The sequence below is a fragment of the Paracoccus marinaquae genome (assembly GCF_018860165.1).
Classification (GTDB): domain Bacteria; phylum Pseudomonadota; class Alphaproteobacteria; order Rhodobacterales; family Rhodobacteraceae; genus Paracoccus; species Paracoccus marinaquae.
The window spans coordinates 68,796-84,808 of sequence record NZ_JAHKNG010000005.1; the positions used below are offsets into that span (position 1 = coordinate 68,796).

19 protein-coding genes are annotated in these 16,013 nt (G+C 67.2%); 14 read left to right on the forward strand and 5 right to left on the reverse strand.

Features of this window, described 5'->3' with window-relative positions:
* The first annotated feature begins 1 nt into the window (after nt 1).
* From KNW02_RS04815 to KNW02_RS04830, 4 genes are read left to right on the forward strand one after another with little or no spacing between them, the layout of a single operon-like run.
* Complete coding sequence (locus tag KNW02_RS04815; RefSeq protein ID WP_216032136.1) at nt 2-388, forward strand: hypothetical protein; 387 nt, start codon at nt 2-4, stop codon at nt 386-388.
* On the forward strand, nt 385-1,089 hold the full coding sequence (locus KNW02_RS04820; protein ID WP_216032137.1) for a lipoate--protein ligase family protein: 705 nt from the start codon (nt 385-387) through the stop codon (nt 1,087-1,089). The genes KNW02_RS04815 and KNW02_RS04820 overlap by 4 nt, the downstream gene beginning before the upstream one ends.
* Entirely contained in the window at nt 1,071-1,448 is a 378-nt protein-coding gene (locus KNW02_RS04825) for a DsrE family protein (protein ID WP_216032138.1), read from the forward strand. Before KNW02_RS04820 ends, KNW02_RS04825 begins: the two co-directional genes overlap by 19 nt.
* Nucleotides 1,449-1,469: 21 nt before the next feature.
* Nucleotides 1,470-1,907, forward strand: a complete 438-nt coding sequence (locus tag KNW02_RS04830; RefSeq protein WP_216032139.1) for a glycine cleavage system protein H — start codon at nt 1,470-1,472, stop codon at nt 1,905-1,907.
* Nucleotides 1,908-1,935: 28 nt separating this feature from the next.
* Here KNW02_RS04830 and selD read toward each other — a convergent pair whose 3' ends face one another.
* Both selD and mnmH read right to left on the reverse strand, forming a co-directional pair.
* Nucleotides 1,936-2,979 (reverse strand): selenide, water dikinase SelD, encoded by a 1,044-nt coding sequence (gene selD, locus KNW02_RS04835; protein ID WP_216032140.1) that lies wholly within the window; start codon nt 2,977-2,979, stop codon nt 1,936-1,938.
* Nucleotides 2,976-4,046, reverse strand: coding sequence for a tRNA 2-selenouridine(34) synthase MnmH (mnmH, locus tag KNW02_RS04840; protein ID WP_216032141.1), 1,071 nt, complete (start codon nt 4,044-4,046; stop codon nt 2,976-2,978). Before mnmH ends, selD begins: the two co-directional genes overlap by 4 nt.
* Nucleotides 4,047-4,236: 190 nt before the next feature.
* Between mnmH and KNW02_RS04845 the strand changes: the two genes are divergently transcribed.
* From KNW02_RS04845 to KNW02_RS04890, 10 genes are all read left to right on the forward strand, one after another.
* Nucleotides 4,237-5,058: a PaaX family transcriptional regulator C-terminal domain-containing protein gene (locus KNW02_RS04845; protein ID WP_216032142.1), complete on the forward strand. Its 822-nt coding sequence runs from the start codon at nt 4,237-4,239 to the stop codon at nt 5,056-5,058.
* A gap of 157 nt (nt 5,059-5,215) precedes the next feature.
* Complete coding sequence (gene pcaF, locus KNW02_RS04850) at nt 5,216-6,421, forward strand: 3-oxoadipyl-CoA thiolase (protein ID WP_216032143.1); 1,206 nt, start codon at nt 5,216-5,218, stop codon at nt 6,419-6,421.
* A 16-nt stretch (nt 6,422-6,437) separates the two neighbouring features.
* Nucleotides 6,438-7,436, forward strand: coding sequence for a 1,2-phenylacetyl-CoA epoxidase subunit PaaA (paaA, locus tag KNW02_RS04855; protein WP_216032144.1), 999 nt, complete (start codon nt 6,438-6,440; stop codon nt 7,434-7,436).
* A 14-nt stretch (nt 7,437-7,450) separates the two neighbouring features.
* A complete protein-coding gene (gene paaB / locus KNW02_RS04860) occupies nt 7,451-7,738 on the forward strand; it encodes a 1,2-phenylacetyl-CoA epoxidase subunit PaaB (RefSeq protein WP_216032145.1) in 288 nt (95 codons plus the stop codon).
* Complete coding sequence (paaC, locus tag KNW02_RS04865) at nt 7,738-8,562, forward strand: 1,2-phenylacetyl-CoA epoxidase subunit PaaC (protein WP_216032146.1); 825 nt, start codon at nt 7,738-7,740, stop codon at nt 8,560-8,562. The genes paaB and paaC overlap by 1 nt, the downstream gene beginning before the upstream one ends.
* A 5-nt stretch (nt 8,563-8,567) precedes the next feature.
* A complete protein-coding gene (paaD, locus tag KNW02_RS04870) occupies nt 8,568-9,089 on the forward strand; it encodes a 1,2-phenylacetyl-CoA epoxidase subunit PaaD (RefSeq protein WP_216032147.1) in 522 nt (173 codons plus the stop codon).
* 51 nt (nt 9,090-9,140) lie between these two features.
* Nucleotides 9,141-10,217 (forward strand): 1,2-phenylacetyl-CoA epoxidase subunit PaaE, encoded by a 1,077-nt coding sequence (paaE, locus tag KNW02_RS04875; protein ID WP_216032148.1) that lies wholly within the window; start codon nt 9,141-9,143, stop codon nt 10,215-10,217.
* The gene (locus KNW02_RS04880; protein WP_216032149.1) at nt 10,207-10,971 is read left to right on the forward strand and encodes a Phenylacetic acid catabolic protein; all 765 of its coding nucleotides are present in this window, start codon (nt 10,207-10,209) and stop codon (nt 10,969-10,971) included. Before paaE ends, KNW02_RS04880 begins: the two co-directional genes overlap by 11 nt.
* A 14-nt stretch (nt 10,972-10,985) precedes the next feature.
* Complete coding sequence (gene paaZ, locus KNW02_RS04885; RefSeq protein ID WP_216032150.1) at nt 10,986-13,052, forward strand: phenylacetic acid degradation bifunctional protein PaaZ; 2,067 nt, start codon at nt 10,986-10,988, stop codon at nt 13,050-13,052.
* Nucleotides 13,053-13,056: 4 nt separating this feature from the next.
* Nucleotides 13,057-13,536: an acyl-CoA thioesterase gene (locus tag KNW02_RS04890; RefSeq protein WP_216032151.1), complete on the forward strand. Its 480-nt coding sequence runs from the start codon at nt 13,057-13,059 to the stop codon at nt 13,534-13,536.
* Between the two features lie 6 nt (nt 13,537-13,542).
* Here KNW02_RS04890 and KNW02_RS04895 read toward each other — a convergent pair whose 3' ends face one another.
* The 3 genes from KNW02_RS04895 to paaI all read right to left on the reverse strand — a co-directional run bounded on the left by KNW02_RS04895 (nt 13,543) and on the right by paaI (nt 16,000).
* Nucleotides 13,543-14,142, reverse strand: coding sequence for a TetR/AcrR family transcriptional regulator (locus KNW02_RS04895; RefSeq protein ID WP_216032152.1), 600 nt, complete (start codon nt 14,140-14,142; stop codon nt 13,543-13,545).
* An 89-nt stretch (nt 14,143-14,231) separates the two neighbouring features.
* Nucleotides 14,232-15,539, reverse strand: a complete 1,308-nt coding sequence (gene paaK / locus KNW02_RS04900) for a phenylacetate--CoA ligase PaaK (RefSeq protein ID WP_216032153.1) — start codon at nt 15,537-15,539, stop codon at nt 14,232-14,234.
* A gap of 29 nt (nt 15,540-15,568) precedes the next feature.
* On the reverse strand, nt 15,569-16,000 hold the full coding sequence (gene paaI, locus KNW02_RS04905; protein ID WP_216032215.1) for a hydroxyphenylacetyl-CoA thioesterase PaaI: 432 nt from the start codon (nt 15,998-16,000) through the stop codon (nt 15,569-15,571).
* Nucleotides 16,001-16,013: the final 13 nt, after the last annotated feature.

The window sequence follows — 16,013 nt, forward strand, 5'->3', positions numbered from 1 at the left end:
GATGGCGGCGCGGCCCAACAGCTTCGACGACTGGTTCCGCCACGAATTCGGCGCGGGCGGCGCCTTCACCGCGCTGATCGTCCTTTTCGCCATCGACGAGCAGACCGCGCGGCCGCTGCGGTCCAGCCATGTGCATGTCATCGGCGACGCGCTCGACTGGTCGGCGATGGAGGCGCTGCTGGACGGTGGCGGATCCGACTGGGACGCGGTGCTGTTCTCGCCGCGCCGTGATCCAAGGGATGGCGGGGTGATCGGGGATACGGCGGCGCGGCAGGATCTGGCCGAACATGTCGAGGCCATCGTCGCGGATCGCTCATTGCTCAATCAGGGGCATTTCTTCGATCGGAAGGGACGGCGCCTGCGCATTGACGAGGTGGCGGCGCAATGACGCCTTTGCGGGTGATCGACAGCGGTCTGGCCGATGCCTGCGCCAATGTGGCGATGAGCGGCGCCTTGGCCGAACTTCATCAGGCCGGCAGGATCGGTGACACGCTGCGGCTGCACCGCTATCCGCGCTCGGTCCTGCTGGGGTTGCATTCGCCCGAAGAGGCGGTGGACCGCGCGGCCTGCGCAAGGCTTGGCGCGCAGGTCGTGCGCCGGGTCTCGGGCGGGGGCGCGATCGCCATGGAGCCGGGGATCCTCGCCTGGGATCTGCTGGTCACACGGCCGCCGAACCGGGCGCCCGAGGATCTGAGCCGCGATCTCTGCGAGGCCATCGCGGCGGCGCTGGCCGGATGCGGGGTCGAGGCCGCGTTCCGCGCCCCGGGCGATATCGTCGCCCGCGAGGGCAAGCTGGGCGGGACCGCGGGCCTTTTCGAGGGCATGACGATGCTGCATCAGGGCAGCCTGCTGATCGACGCCGATCCGGGGGTGATGGCGCAGCTGCTGGGCATGGCCGACCTGCCGGTGACGACGCTGGCGCGGATCGCGGCGGAACCGCCCGAGGCCGGCCGCGTGGCCGGGGTCATCGCCCGGGCCATTGCCGCCGCCCTCGGGCGCGACCCGGTGCAGGGGGATCTGAGCACCGAGGAAATCGCCATGGCCCGCCGCATGGCAGGGAAAGAGATGCCATGGCCCGCCGCCTGCTGATCGTTCTGGTCAATACCGACCCGCGCAATGGCGAGGAACTGGGCGCGCCCTTCTATCACGCGGCGATCGCGGCGGCGATGGAATACCAGGTCGACGTGGTCTGCGCCGCGACCGCGGGCAAGCTGATGATCCGCGGCGTGGCCGAGGCGCTGCATGTCAAGCCGGGCCATCCGATGACGGTCCTCGACTGGATCCGCGAGGCCCATGGGCATGGCGCCCGCTTCTGGGCCTGCCCGGCCAATCTGGACCTGTTCGAGATCAGCGAGGCGGATCTGATCGAGGAATGTTCGGGACTGATGGGGGCGGCCACCATGATCGCGGGGATCATGGAGGAGGATTGCCGGGTGCTGACCTATTGACGGCAAGGGAAGGGGGCGTTCATGGCAATCGTGCGCGGCTGCGCGTTTCCCGACGGGCTGTGGTATGACCTGCCGCATCATGTCTGGTATCGCGACGAGGGTGACGCCGGGCTGCGCGCCGGAATCACCCCGGTCGGGGTCTGCCTCGCGCGCGAGGTGCTGATCTTCACGCCGCGCCGGATCGGTTTTGCCTTCTCGGCCGGTCGCGCCCTTGCCACCATCGAAAGCGCGAAATGGGTGGGCACGGTCAAGGCCGGTTTCGACGGCACCATTTGCGGCCTGAACGAGGCGCTGCAGCCGCGCGCGGCGGCGGTGAACGACGACTGCTATGGTGCCGGCTGGATGTTCCTGCTGCAGCCTGCGCGCGCGGACTGGGCCGCCGATCTGGTTCCCGGCGCCCGGATCGGCGCGGCCTATGAGGCCTGGATGGAGAGCATGGGCTTTGACGGCTGCGGCTGATCGCCTGCCCGTGCCGCCGGGCCGGGGCTCAGCCGATCGACAGCCCGGCGCCTTCGGTCACCGATCCGATGACGGCGGCCTGATCGAAACCGTGCCGGCCAAAGCAGTCCAGCACCGCCGGCACGCTGTCCTGGTCGCAGGCGACCAGCAGCCCGCCGCTGGTCTGCGGATCGGACAGCAGCGCCTGATCCAGATCGGTCAGACCGTCAAGCGTGACCTCCGCCCCGTAGCTGGCCCAGTTGCGTGCCGAGGCGCCGGTGACATGGCCGGCCTCGGCCAGGTCGCGCACCCCGGGCAGCAGTGGAACCTTGGGCCAGTCGATCCGGATGCCGCAGCCCGATCCGCGCGCCATCTCGAGCGCGTGACCGGCGAGGCCGAAGCCGGTCACGTCGGTCATGGCGTGAACGCCTGAAAGCCGCGCCAGGTCGGGGCCGGCACTGTTCAGCCGGGTGGTGCTGCCGATCATCGCCGCATATCCGTCCGGGTCCAGAACGCCCTTCTTCAGCGCCGAGGAATAGATGCCGACGCCCAGCGGCTTGCCCAGCACAAGCCTGTCTTTTGGTCGGGCATTGCGGTTGCGCTTCAGATGCGCGGGATCGACGATGCCCAAGGCCACCAGCCCGTAGATCGGCTCGACCGAGTCGATGGTGTGGCCGCCGGCGATGGGGATGCCCGCAGCCCGGCAGGCCTCGGCGCCGCCATCGAGAATGGCCCGGATGGTCGCGCGTGACAGCGTGTTGACCGGCATGCCCACAAGCGCCAGGGCGAAGATCGGCGTGGCGCCCATGGCATAGACATCGCTGATCGCGTTGGTCGCCGCGATCCGCCCGAAATCACGCGGATCGTCCACGACCGGCATGAAGAAATCGGTGGTGGCGACCACCGCCTGATGCGCGTTCAGTTGCCAGACCGCGGCGTCGTCCGAGGTCTCGATGCCGACCAGAAGTTCGGGCGGAACCGGCAGGGCGGTGCTGCCGCGCAGGATTTCGTCCAGAACGCCCGGGGCGATCTTGCAGCCGCAGCCGCCGCCATGGGCCAGCGAGGTCAGCCTCGGTTCGGTCGGTTCGGTCATCGGTGCGGCTCCTGTGCGGCGGCAAGTGGTCCTGCCATGCTGGCTATATCGGCGGCGAGCCTTTCAAGGCCGTCCGGCGCGAGGCTGGGGGCGGTGACGGCGGTGCTGCTGGCCCCGATCCGCGCCCGGTGGCGAGCGTAGCGCGGATCGTAATGCCATTCCATCAGTTCCGCGGCCAGGGTCTCGAACTCTCCGGCAAGGACCAGCGCCTCCCAGTCCGCGATCCGCGTGGCGGGCTGATAGGGGCGCAGCTTGCCGATGGTGGCCAGCAGGCGTTCGGGATCGGCAGTCATGTCGGCATAGGCGTGCGTCAGATAGCGGGCGCGTTCGGCGCGGTCCGCCTCGATGGTGATACGGGGCGCGTGGCACATCGCCTTCCACAGACCGGGCGGCAGCTTGACCCGGCCGATGGCCGAGTTTTCGGCCTCGATCACCACCGGACGCGCCGGATCGAGACCGGCGAGGTGTTGGGCAAGCCGCCCCTCGAAGGCGCGTTGCCCCGGCTGCGTTCCGGTCGCGCCGAACAGCGATCCGCGGTGGTTGGCAAGCCCCTCAAGATCGATGGTCTGGATCCCGTGCGCGGGCAGCAGGTTGAGGATCGCGGTCTTGGCCGAGCCGGTATTGCCGTCGATCAGAACCACCGGCGCCGGGACCGGGCGGTCATACAGCGCCTCGACCACCAGCCGGCGCCAGGCCTTGTAGCCGCCATCGAGGATGCTCACGCGCCAGCCGATCTGTTCGAGGATCAGGGCGAAGGATCGTGATCGCTGGCCGCCGCGCCAGCAATGGACCAGCGGCCGCCAGCCGCCGGTCCGGTCTGCCAGCGCCGTCTCGATATGGTGGGCGGCATTGCGGGCCACCGTCGCGGCACCCAGCCGGCGCGCCTCGAAGGGCGAGACCTGCTTGTAGATGGTGCCGATCCGGGCGCGTTCGTCATCGTCCAGCACCGGCAGGTTGATCGCGCCCGGCAGATGATCCTCGGCGAATTCCGAGGGTGAGCGGACATCGATGATCTCGTCGAAGCCGAGGCTTGTCAGATCGGACAGGGTATTCAGGGTTATCAGCATCGGGCGGCATCTGGGGTTGCGGGCATGAGATCACGCTCTACGCCCAAGCCGGCCGGGACGCCAGCGCCGGCTGGCCGGACGGGGCTGCTGACAACGGCGCTGCAAGCCCTTAGACTCGGCAGGAACCGGGGGGGTCGGCAGGTTGGGGCAACAGGCAGCGCAGGAGGCAGGAACGGCATCGGTCGCGGTGATGCAGGCCCTATCCACCGATGGTCCGCCGCGCGCCTCCTCGTTCATCGTGACCATTTATGGCGATGTGGTCGAGCCGCGCGGCGGCGTGCTGTGGATGGGCACCCTGATCGATTGCTGCGCCGGGCACGGGATCAGCGAAAGCCTCGTGCGGACGGCGGTTTCGCGGCTGGTCGGCGCCGGGCGGCTGGAAGGCCAGCGGATCGGACGCAAGAGCTATTACCGGCTGTCGGCGGCGGGCCGGGCCGAATTCCGGCGGGCGTCCCGGATCCTGTTCGCGCCGCCGGTGCCCGCCGAGGGTTGGTTGATCGCGCTGCCGGGCGAGGATGCGCCGCTGCCTGACGGCTGGGTGCGGCTTGCGGCCCCGGTCGCGATGGCCCCCGGACGCAAGGACATTTCGCTGCCGAAGGCCCCGGTCATGGCCGCGCAGAGTATTTCCGGGGTCAATGATCTTCCCGGCTTTGCGGCACGGCACTGGCCGCTGGCCGAGGTTGCGCAGACCTACCAGTGCTTTGTCGCGCGGTTTCGGCCGGTCGGGGATGACGCGCGGGACGTGGCATCAGGGCCTGCCGACGCTCTGGCCCTGCGGTTGCGGCTGGTGGACGAGTTCCGCCATGCGGCGCTTGCCGATCCGCGACTGCCGCCCGAGGCCTTGCCCCCGGATTGGCCCGCCCCTGAGGCGCGCGATCTGTTCCGGCGAATCTATCTGGCGCTGTCGCCTGCGGCGGATCGTCATGTCGGAAGGCACTTCGCCGATTCTCGCGGTCTTCTGGCCGAGATGACCGGGGACACGGCGCAAAGATATGCGGACCTGCGGGAATGATCCTTTCAGGGCTTTGTCTGTAAAGGGTAATTTTACGTTGAGCAAAGCATTACAGGGTTGGTAAAAAAATTGCTTCCGAAGTGATGCTTTTGGCGGTATATTGATGACCGAACGGTCGGTTAATTATGAAACCGGATCGCTTCGAGGGGGGGATAACATGACCGACGCATTCGTCTGCGACGCAGTGCGCACGCCCATCGGCCGCTATGGCGGTGCCCTGTCAGCGGTCCGGGCGGACGATCTGGCCGCGGTTCCGCTGCGCGCCCTGGCCGAGCGGAACCCGGCGGTCGACTGGCAGAGCGTCGATGACGTGATCCTTGGCTGTGCCAATCAGGCCGGCGAGGACAATCGCAACGTGGCCCGCATGGCGGCGCTCTTGGCCGGGTTGCCGGTCGAGGTGCCGGGCACGACGATCAACCGGCTCTGCGGCTCGGGCATGGATGCGATCGGCATGGCGGCGCGGGCGATCCGGGCGGGCGATGCCGACCTGCTGCTGGCCGGCGGCGTCGAAAGCATGAGCCGCGCCCCCTTCGTGATGGGCAAGGCCGATACGGCCTTCTCGCGCAAGGCCGAGATCTTTGACACCACCATCGGCTGGCGTTTCGTGAACCCGGCGATGAAGCGGGGCTTCGGCATCGATTCCATGCCCCAGACGGCGGATAACGTGGCCGCCGATTTCGGGATCGGCCGCGCCGATCAGGACGCCTTCGCCCTGCGCAGCCAGGCGCGTTGGGCCGCGGCAGAGGCCGCGGGGCTGTTCGACGACGAGATCGTCGCGGTGACGATCCCGCAGCGCAAGGGCGATCCGAAGGTCGTCGACCGCGACGAGCATCCGCGCCCCGAGACCACCGGCGAACAGCTGGCCCGGTTGCGCGGGGTGAACGGGCCGGATATGTCGGTGACGGCCGGCAATGCCTCGGGCGTCAATGATGGCGCGGCCGGGGTGATCGTGGCCTCGGAGGCCGCCGCCCGGGCGAACGGTCTGACCCCGCAGGCGCGTGTCGTCGCCATGGCGGCGGCGGGCGTGGCGCCGCGGGTCATGGGCATCGGGCCGGTGCCCGCCACCCGCAAGGTGCTGGCACGCGCGGGGCTGAGCCTGAATCAGATGGATGTGATAGAGTTGAACGAGGCCTTTGCCGCGCAGGGCCTTGCCGTCCTGCGCGAGCTGGGGCTGCCCGATGACGCGCCGCATGTGAACGCCAATGGCGGGGCGATCGCCATGGGCCATCCGCTCGGCATGTCCGGCGCGCGGCTGGTCCTGACCGCCGCGCGCCAGTTGCAGCGGACGGGCGGGCGCTATGCGCTCTGCACCATGTGCGTCGGCGTCGGGCAGGGGATCGCGATGATCCTGGAACGGGTCTGAGAGGGGAGGCAGAACCATGTATGCACAGATGGTGAAATCGGAAGGCATGAAGGCGCGGGACGAGATGTCCCCCGAGGAGCTTGCCTTTCAGGAACGCATCGACCGGGGCGAGAAGATCGAGCCCAAGGAATGGATGCCCGAGGGCTATCGCAAGACGCTGGTCCGCCAGATCGGCCAGCACGCCCACAGCGAGATCGTCGGGCAATTGCCGGAAGGCAACTGGATCACCCGCGCCCCGACGCTGGAGCGCAAGGCGATCCTGCTGGCCAAGGTGCAGGACGAGGCCGGGCATGGTCTTTATCTTTACAGCGCCGCCGAGACGCTGGGGGTCAGCCGCGACGATCTGGTCGAGAAACTGCATTCGGGCGCGATGAAATACAGCAGCATCTTCAACTATCCGACGCTGAACTGGGCCGATATGGGCGCGGTCGGCTGGCTGGTCGACGGGGCCGCGATCATGAACCAGGTGCCGCTGCAACGCACCTCCTACGGCCCATACAGCCGCGCGATGATCCGCATCTGCAAGGAAGAAAGCTTCCACCAGCGGCAGGGCTATTCGATCATGATGAAGATGGCGCAGGGTACGCCCGAGCAGAAGGAGATGGCGCAGGACGCGCTGAACCGTTTCTGGGGGCCGGCGCTGATGATGTTCGGGCCGTCGGACAAGGACTCGGTCCATTCGGCGCAGTCGATGGCGTGGAAGATCAAGATCAACACGAATGACGAACTGCGCCAGAAATTCGTCGACGAGACGGTGCCGCAGGCCGAATATCTGGGCCTGACCATCCCCGATCCGACGCTGAAGTGGGATGATGAGCGCGGGCATTACGATTTCGCCCAGCCCGACTGGGACGAATTCTTCGAGGTGCTGAAGGGCAACGGTCCCTGCAACGAGGAACGCCTCGGCGCGCGCCGCCGGGCCTGGGACGAAGGCGCATGGTTCCGCGAGGGACTGGTCGCCTATGCCGAAAAATCCGCGGCACGCCGGGCAGCGGCCGGCGTCGCCGCCGAATAAGGGAGGAAACCGAGATGACCAAGAAGGAATGGCCGCTCTGGGAGGTCTTCATCCGGGGCCAGCACGGGCTGAACCACCGCCATGTGGGCAGCCTGCATGCGCCCGATGCCGAGATGGCGATCAACCACGCCCGCGATGTCTATACCCGCCGCAAGGAGGGGGTGTCGATCTGGGTCGTGAAATCGGCCGATATCACCGCCTCCTCGCCCTCGGAAAAGGGGCCGCTGTTCGATCCGGCGGAAAGCAAGGTCTATCGTCATCCGACCTTCTTCGACATCCCCGACGAAGTGGGTCACATGTGATGTCCGTGCAATCCGAAACCATCACGCCGCAAGCCCCGGCGGCCGATCCGCTGGTCGCCGACGAGGCGCTGCGCCCGGCCTTCTTCGACTGGCTGTGCCGGATGGGCGACAATACCGTGGTGCTGGGCCATCGCATCTCGGAATGGTGCGGCCACGGGCCGGTGCTGGAAGAGGATATCGCGCTGGCCAATACCGCGCTGGACCTGATCGGCCACACGCAGATGTGGCTGGGACTGGCCGGCGAGGTCGAGGGCCGGGGCCGTTCCGCCGACGATCTGGCCTTCCTGCGCGATGCCTACCGGTTCCGCAATGCCAAGCTGGTCGAACTGCCGAATGGCGACATGGCCGTCACGCTGATGCGGGAATTCCTGTTCGATGCCTGGCATTTCGAGATGCTGACCGCGCTGACCCGCTCGGCCAGCGCGCGGGTGGCCGAGATCGCCGCCAAGGCCCTTAAGGAGGTCAGCTATCACCTCGAACGATCCTCGGATCTGGTCGTGCGGCTGGGCGACGGCAGCGCCGAAAGCCACGCCCGGATGCAGGAGGCGCTGGACCGGCTGTGGTCCTATGCGGGCGAGCTGTTCACCGCCGATGCCACCGACGACGCCATGGCCGCGGCGGGGATCGCGCCGAGCCTGGCCGATCTGCTGGCGCAATGGCAACGGACCGTGGATGAGGTTCTTGAAGAGGCCACGCTGAGAAAGCCCGAGGGGCGTTTCGACGTGCATCAGGGCGGCAAGCAGGGCCGGCATACCGAGCATCTGGGCTATATCCTGGCCGAGATGCAGTTCCTGCAGCGCGCCTATCCGGGTGCGAGCTGGTAAGCGCCATGCCTGACACGCTGCCATCGACCGATCAGGTCTGGGACTGGCTGGGCGAGGTGCCCGACCCCGAGATCCCCGTGGTTTCGGTGACCGAGCTTGGCATCGTCCGCGAAATCCGCTGGGAGGGCGACCTGCTGGTGGTGGCGGTCACGCCCACCTATTCGGGCTGCCCGGCAACGGCGGTGATCGATCTGGCGATCGAAAGCCATCTGCGCGGCAAGGGGCTGGAAAAGCTGAGGCTGGAGCGTCGCCTGTCGCCGCCCTGGACCACCGACTGGGTCAGTGACGCGGCCCGCGACAAGCTGCGCGCCTATGGCATCGCCCCGCCGGTGGACGGCACCGCCTCGGACGGGCGCACCGCGTCGCGGGCGGCGCGCATCGCCGGACGCTCGAACCTGGCGATTGCCTGCCCGCGCTGCGGCTCGACCCATACGGAACGGATCAGCCAGTTCGGCTCGACCCCGTGCAAGGCCAGCTATCGCTGCAGGGACTGCCTCGAGCCCTTCGACTATTTCAAATGCCACTAGGGCCGGTAACGGCCCGGTCAATCACGAGATGTCCGGACAGGGAGGCCAGACATGCCCCGATTCCATCCGCTTGAAGTCACCGATATCCGCAGGGAGACGCGCGATGCCGTGGTGGTCACGCTGCGCCCGCGCGACGAGGACGCGGCGGCCTTCGCCTTCACGCAGGGCCAGTATCTGACCTTCCGGCGCGATTTCGACGGCGACGAGCTGCGCCGGTCCTATTCGATCTGCGCAGGGCTTGACGAGGGCTGCCTCCGGGTCGGCATCAAGCGCGTCGATGGCGGCGCCTTCTCGACCTGGGCGAACGAGGAACTGAAGGCGGGCGATGTGCTGGAGGCGATGCCGCCGCAGGGTCGCTTCTTCACCGCGATCCAGCCCGGCGCGGCCCGAACCTATCTGGGCTTTGCCGGCGGTTCGGGCATCACGCCGCTGCTGTCGATCGTCAAGACCGTGCTGACGCGCGAGCCGAAATCGACCTTCACGCTGGTCTATGCCAACCGTCAGGTCGGCTCGATCATGTTCCGCGAGGAACTGGAGGATCTGAAGAACCTGCATCTGGGCCGGCTTTCGGTCGTGCATATCCTCGAAGCCGAGGGGCAGGAGATCGACCTGTTCACCGGCCGCATCGACGCCGAGAAGATGGACATGCTGTTCCGGCTGTGGATCGACGCCGAAAGCGTCAACACCGCCTTCATCTGCGGACCCGAGCCGATGATGCTGACCATCGCCGACAGCCTGCGCCGGCATGGCCTCGGCGACGACCAGATCAAGTTCGAGCTTTTCGCCTCGTCCCAGCCGGGCCGGGCGAAGAAGCGCGCGGTCTCGCAGCAGGTGGCGGGCTCGGCCAACAGTTGCGAGGTGTCGGTGACGCTGGACGGTGCCACCCGCAGCTTCCAGATGCCGAAGGACGGCACCTCGGTGCTGGACGCGGCGCTGGATAACAGCATGGACGCGCCCTATTCCTGCAAGGCCGGCGTCTGTTCGACCTGCCGCGCCAAGGTGCTGGAAGGCGAGGTCGAGATGGAAGTGAACCACGCGCTGGAGGATTACGAGGTCCGGGCCGGCTATGTCCTGTCCTGCCAGTGCATCCCGCTCTCTGACAAGGTGGTGCTCAGCTATGACGAATGATGCCGATACCATGCCGATTGCCGATTACCTCGCGCGCGGCGGCAAGCTGACCTCGCCCGAGAACGTGCCGCCGCGCTATCGCGGCGAATTGCTGCGCCTGATGGCCTCGTTCGTGGACAGCGAACTGGCCGGATCGGCGGGATTCGCCGATGCGATCAATCGGGCGCCGGGGATCCGCGAACGCATCGCCGCCAGCCGGATCACGCTGGAAAAGGCCGACCATGCCGAACGGGTGCTGGACCTGATGGAGGATTTCGGCACCGACAAGGCGCTGTATGAGCGCGCCCATGACTGGGCCGCCCGCGGCCCGCGCGATGCGCAGGTCGATGCCCGCCGGCAGGGCGGCGACATGCGGTTGTCGGTGTTTCACTATCCGCTGGCCGGATGGACCGATGCGGTGGTGATGAACGTGCTGATGGGCATGGCCACGATGCAGGCTCTGGGCGAGTTGTCGCGCTGTTCCTACCAGCCGCTGGCCGAGGTGCTGCGCGATATCCTGCCGCGCGAAAGGCGGCATATGGAACTGGGCATCGAGGGGTTGGAAAAGATCGTCGCGGGCGGCGGCAGCGACGAGGCCGCGGACTCGGTCGCCTATTGGATGCCGCGCGTGGCCGAGACCTTCGGACCGGCGAAATCCGAACGTTTCGAGCGTCTGAAGACCCTCGGCCTGCGTCAGGTCGACAACGAAACCCTGCGTCAGGCCTGGCGCGACGAGGCGCAGGGGCTGCTGGCCTCGCTGGGTCTGAAGAACTGAAGGAAGGACGGGCAATGCTGGACAAGGGACAGGGCGCGCGGCGGCTGGAAAGCTATGTGCAGGGGGCGTGGCGCGCGGGCGCGGGCGAGGGCAAGCCACTGGCCGATGCCGCCACCGGCGAGACGCATGCGCTGATCTCCTCGGACGGGCTGGATTTCGCCGGTGCGCTGGACTGGGGCCGCGAGACCGGTGGCGCCGCGCTGCGCCGCCTCACCATCCACGAGCGGGCATTGATGCTGCGCGCCATCGGCCAGAAGCTGATGGAGATGAAGGACGAGTTCCACGCCGAAAGCCTGGTCACCGGGGCGACGCCGAAGGATGCCTGGCCCGATATCGAGGGCGGAATCGGCACGATGCTGACCTTCGCCTCGAAGGCGCGGCGGGAGCTGCCGAACACGAAGGTCCTGACCGAAGGCGCGGTCGAGGGGCTGTCGCGCGACGGCAGCTTTCTGGGACAGCACATCCTGACGCCGCTGCGCGGCGTGGCGATCCATATCAACGCCTTCAACTTCCCGGTCTGGGGGATGCTCGAGAAGATCGCGCCGGCGCTGATCGCGGGCATGCCCTGCCTTGTCAAGCCGGCCTCGCAGACCGCCTACCTGACCGAACTGGTCGTCCGGCGGATGCTGGCGATGGACATCCTGCCCGACGGTGCGTTGCAACTGGTCTGCGGCGGGGTGGGGGATCTGCTGGATCATGTGGACGGGCAGGACGTGGTGACCTTCACCGGCTCGGCCGCGACCGGCCAGAAGCTGCGCAGCCACCCCGCCATCGTCGCCAATTCCGTGCGCTTCACGATGGAGGCGGACAGTCTGAACGCCTCGATCCTCGGCCCCGATGCCGGGCCGGGCACGCCCGAGTTCGACCTTTTCGTGAAGGAGGTCCAGCGCGAGATGACCTCGAAGGCGGGGCAGAAATGCACCGCGATCCGCCGCGTCCTGGTGCCTGTCCAGCATGAGGCGGCGGTGATCGAGGCGCTGTCGGCGCTGCTGGCGAAAACCGCCGTGGGCCTGCCCGGCGATGCCAATGCACGGATGGGGGCGCTGGCCTCGCAGGGGGACCGCGACAGCGTGCGCGAGAAGATCGCGGCGATCGCGCGCGAGGCCGAGATCGTCTGCGGCGATCCGGACCGGGCAAGCGTGATCTCGGGGGATGCGGCCAAGGGGGCTTTCCTGAACCCGGTCCTGCTGCGCTGCGCCGATCCGATGGCGGCCAGCGCGCCGCATGAGATCGAGGCCTTCGGGCCGGTCGCCACGGTCATGGCCTATGACGGTATCGATCAGGCGGTGGCCCTGGCCCGGAAGGGCAAGGGCTCGCTGGTGTCCTCGGTCTTCACCAACGACCCGGATGTCGCGGCCGAGGCGGTTCTGGGCGTCGCTTCGTTCCACGGCCGGGTGATGATCGGGAACCGCGACTCGGCCAAGAGTTCGACCGGGCATGGCTCACCCCTGGCGCCGCTGGTCCATGGCGGGCCGGGACGGGCCGGCGGCGGTGAGGAAATGGGCGGCATGCGCGGCGTGAAGCATTTCATGCAGCGCACGGCGGTTCAGGGCGCGCCGCGCCTGCTGTCGGCGGTGACCGGGCAATGGGTCCAGGGCGCGCCGGTCCGCGAGGACCTGCACCCGTTCCGCAAGTCGCTGGCCGAGCTGCGCATCGGCGACCGGATCGTGACCGGTCGCCGGGTCGTGACCGAAGATGATGTCGAGCATTTCGCCCGCTTCACCGGCGACACCTTCTATGCCCATATGGACAGTGCGGCGGCGAAGGCGAACCCGTTCTTCGAGGACCGGGTGGCGCATGGCTATCTGATCGCCTCCTTCGCGGCGGGCCTGTTCGTCGAGCCCAGTCCGGGTCCGGTTCTGGCGAATTACGGGGTCGATAACCTGCGTTTCCTGACCCCGGTCTATTTCGGCGACAGCCTGCAGGTGCAACTGACCTGCAAGGAAATCAACCCGCGCGAAAACGCCGTTTACGGCGAGGTCCGCTGGGATTGCCGGGTCAGCAACCAGAACGACGAAGTTGTGGCGCAATACGATGTTCTGACTATGGTGGCGAAGGAGTGGCCGGTCAGGGAATCGTAACAGGATGGACCCGCGCAAGCTGGAGATGACCGTGCTGATGACGCCGGACATGGCGAATTTCAGCGGCAAGGTACATGGCGGGGCGTTGCTGAACCTGCTTGATCGCGTGGCGTTTTCATGCGCCTCGCGATATTCGGGCTGCTATGCGGTGACGCTGTCGGTTGATCAGGTGACCTTCAAGGAGCCGATCAATGTCGGCGAACTGGTCACCTTCCGGGCCAGCGTCAATTTCACCGGGCGCACCTCGATGGAGATCGGCATCCGGGTCGAGGCTGAGGATATTCGCGCCGGCACCAGGCGGCACACCAATTCCTGCTATTTCACCATGGTCGCCGTCGATGCGCAGGGCCGGCCCGCGGTCGTGCCCGAATTGCGGGTCGAGTCCGAGATCGGGCAGAGGCGCCGCCATGCCGCCGCGATCCGCAAGAAGCTGCGCCGGCAGTTTTCCGAGGAATTGCAGCGCGCCGCCGAGGGCGGGCATTAAGCCGCCTCAGCGAACCGCCTTGACGCCTTCGAGGATCAGGGTGGTGGCGACGCGGGCATAGTCCTCGCGGCTGACCGGGCCACCGTCGCGGAACCACATGTAGACCCAGTTCATCATCCCGAACAGCGACATGGTGACCGGCATCAGCAGGGGCCGGCCGGGCTGGTCCAGGTCAGGATGGATCTCGCGGATCAGGGCCGAAAAGCGCCGGACGATGCGCCTCTCGACATCGTGGATCCGCGCCCGCTGCTCATCCGTCAGCGCCGGGCCGGCATTCAGCTGCACCTTGTGCTGATCGTCGGCGCCGCGATATTCCTCAAGCACCGCCCGAACCAGGTTCTCCAGCCGCTGTTTCGCAGGCAGGGCCGGGTCGTCCTGCTGATCCAGCGCGTCGTCAAGCTCGACCAGATGCGTGTGGATGATCGCGAAGATCAAGGCGTCCTTCGACGGGTAATAGTGATAGAGCAGCGATTTCGACACGCCCGCCTCGGAGGCGATCTGCGACATCGAGGCCTTGTCCATCCCCTGGGTCGCAAAGACATGCGCCGCGGTCAGCAGCAACTGGTGCTGCTTTTCTTCGAAATCATCTGCTCGCGTCCTGGCCATCGGCGCGGCGGCTCCTCTGTCTGGCGATCCGGGGAAGGCGGTCCGCCCCTTATCCCCGGATCGGTGGAATTTCCAGCCTTCCGCCGGATTTACTTGGGGCGGTTGTCGATCACCCGCCGCGCCTTGCCCTCCGAGCGGGCGATGCCGTCGGGATCGTGAACCTCGACCCTGGCCGAGATGCCGATGACCGACTTGATGTGATGCGACAGCTCACGCGCCGCCGCCGCGCGCGCCTCGCCGGCGCCGCGATCAGGGGTGCATTCGACATGGACGGTCATCGCGTCCATGCGGTCCTTGCGGGTCAGTTCGATATGGAAATGCGGTGCGAGGCCGGGGCATTTCAGGATCTGCTCCTCGATCTGGGTCGGGAAGACATTGACGCCGCGCAGGATGATCATGTCGTCGCTGCGGCCGGTGATCTTGTCGATCCGGCGCATCGTGCGCGCCGTGCCGGGCAGCAGCCGGGTCAGGTCGCGGGTGCGATAGCGCACCATTGGCAGCCCTTCCTTGGTCAGCGTGGTGAAGACCAGTTCGCCCAACTCGCCGTCGGGCAGCACCGCGCCGGTCTGCGGGTCGATGATCTCGGGGTAGAAGTGATCCTCCCAGACATGCAGCCCGTCCTTGGTCTCGACGCATTCCTGCGCCACGCCCGGTCCCATCACCTCGGACAGGCCGTAGATGTCGACCGCATGCATGTTGAAGGCTTCCTCGATCTCGTGGCGCATGGCATTGGTCCAGGGCTCGGCGCCGAAGATGCCGATCTCGAGCGAGCTTTCGCGCGGATCGAGACCCTGGCGGCGGAACTCGTCCAGGATCGACAGCATGTAGCTGGGCGTCACCATGATGATGCGCGGCCGGAAATCGTTGATCAGCGTCACCTGCCGCTCGGTCATGCCGCCCGAGATCGGGACCACCGTGCAGCCCAGCCGCTCGGCCCCGAAATGCGCGCCCAGACCGCCGGTGAACAGGCCGTAGCCATAGGCATTGTGCAGCATGTCGCCGGTTCGCCCGCCCGCGGCGCGGATCGAGCGCGCGACCAGATTGGCCCAGTGTTCGATATCGGCCGCAGTATAGCCCACCACGGTCGGCTTGCCGGTGGTGCCCGAGGATCCGTGGATGCGCACCAGCTTTGACTGCGGCACGGCGAACATGCCGAAGGGATAGGTGTCGCGCAGGTCCTGCTTGGTGGTGAAGGGAAACTTGGCGATATCGGCCAGCGTCTTCAGATCCTCGGGATGGACGTCATGGGCGATGAAGCTTTTGCGGTAGAAGGGCGAATTCTCGTAGGCATGCTTCAGCGACCGCTTCATGCGGTGAAACTGCAGCGCCGCGATCTCGTCGCGCGAGGCGATCTCGATCGGGTCAAGCTCCTTGGGCGACGGTGCGGGATGTTGCATGGTTTCCTCCCTTGCAGATGGCGCTTCGGTCAGTCCTCGACCGGAAGATGGGTTCCCTTGACGGTGCGCGAATGGCCGCGGAACTCGGCCACATGCGCGCCGTCCTGGTTGGTGATGCGGATGTCATAGATGCCGGACCGGCCGCGGCGCGACACTTCGCGCGCGCGGGCGGTCATGCGGTCGCCGATGCGGCCGGGGATCAGGTAGCTGATCGAGCATTGCTGCGCGACCGTTATCTGGTTGTAGCTGTTGCAGGCGAAGGCAAAGGCCGAATCGGCCAGCGTGAACAGATAGCCGCCATGGCAGTTGCCATGCCCGTTCGACATCGCCGCGGTGATCGTCATCGACAGGGTGGCCTCGCCGGGCGCGATGTGATCGAGGCTCATCTCGAGGCGCTGGCTGGCGGAATCGTCGTTCCACATCGCCCGGGCCGAGGCCTCGGCCAGTTCCTGCGGGGTCATTTCGGTAACGGGT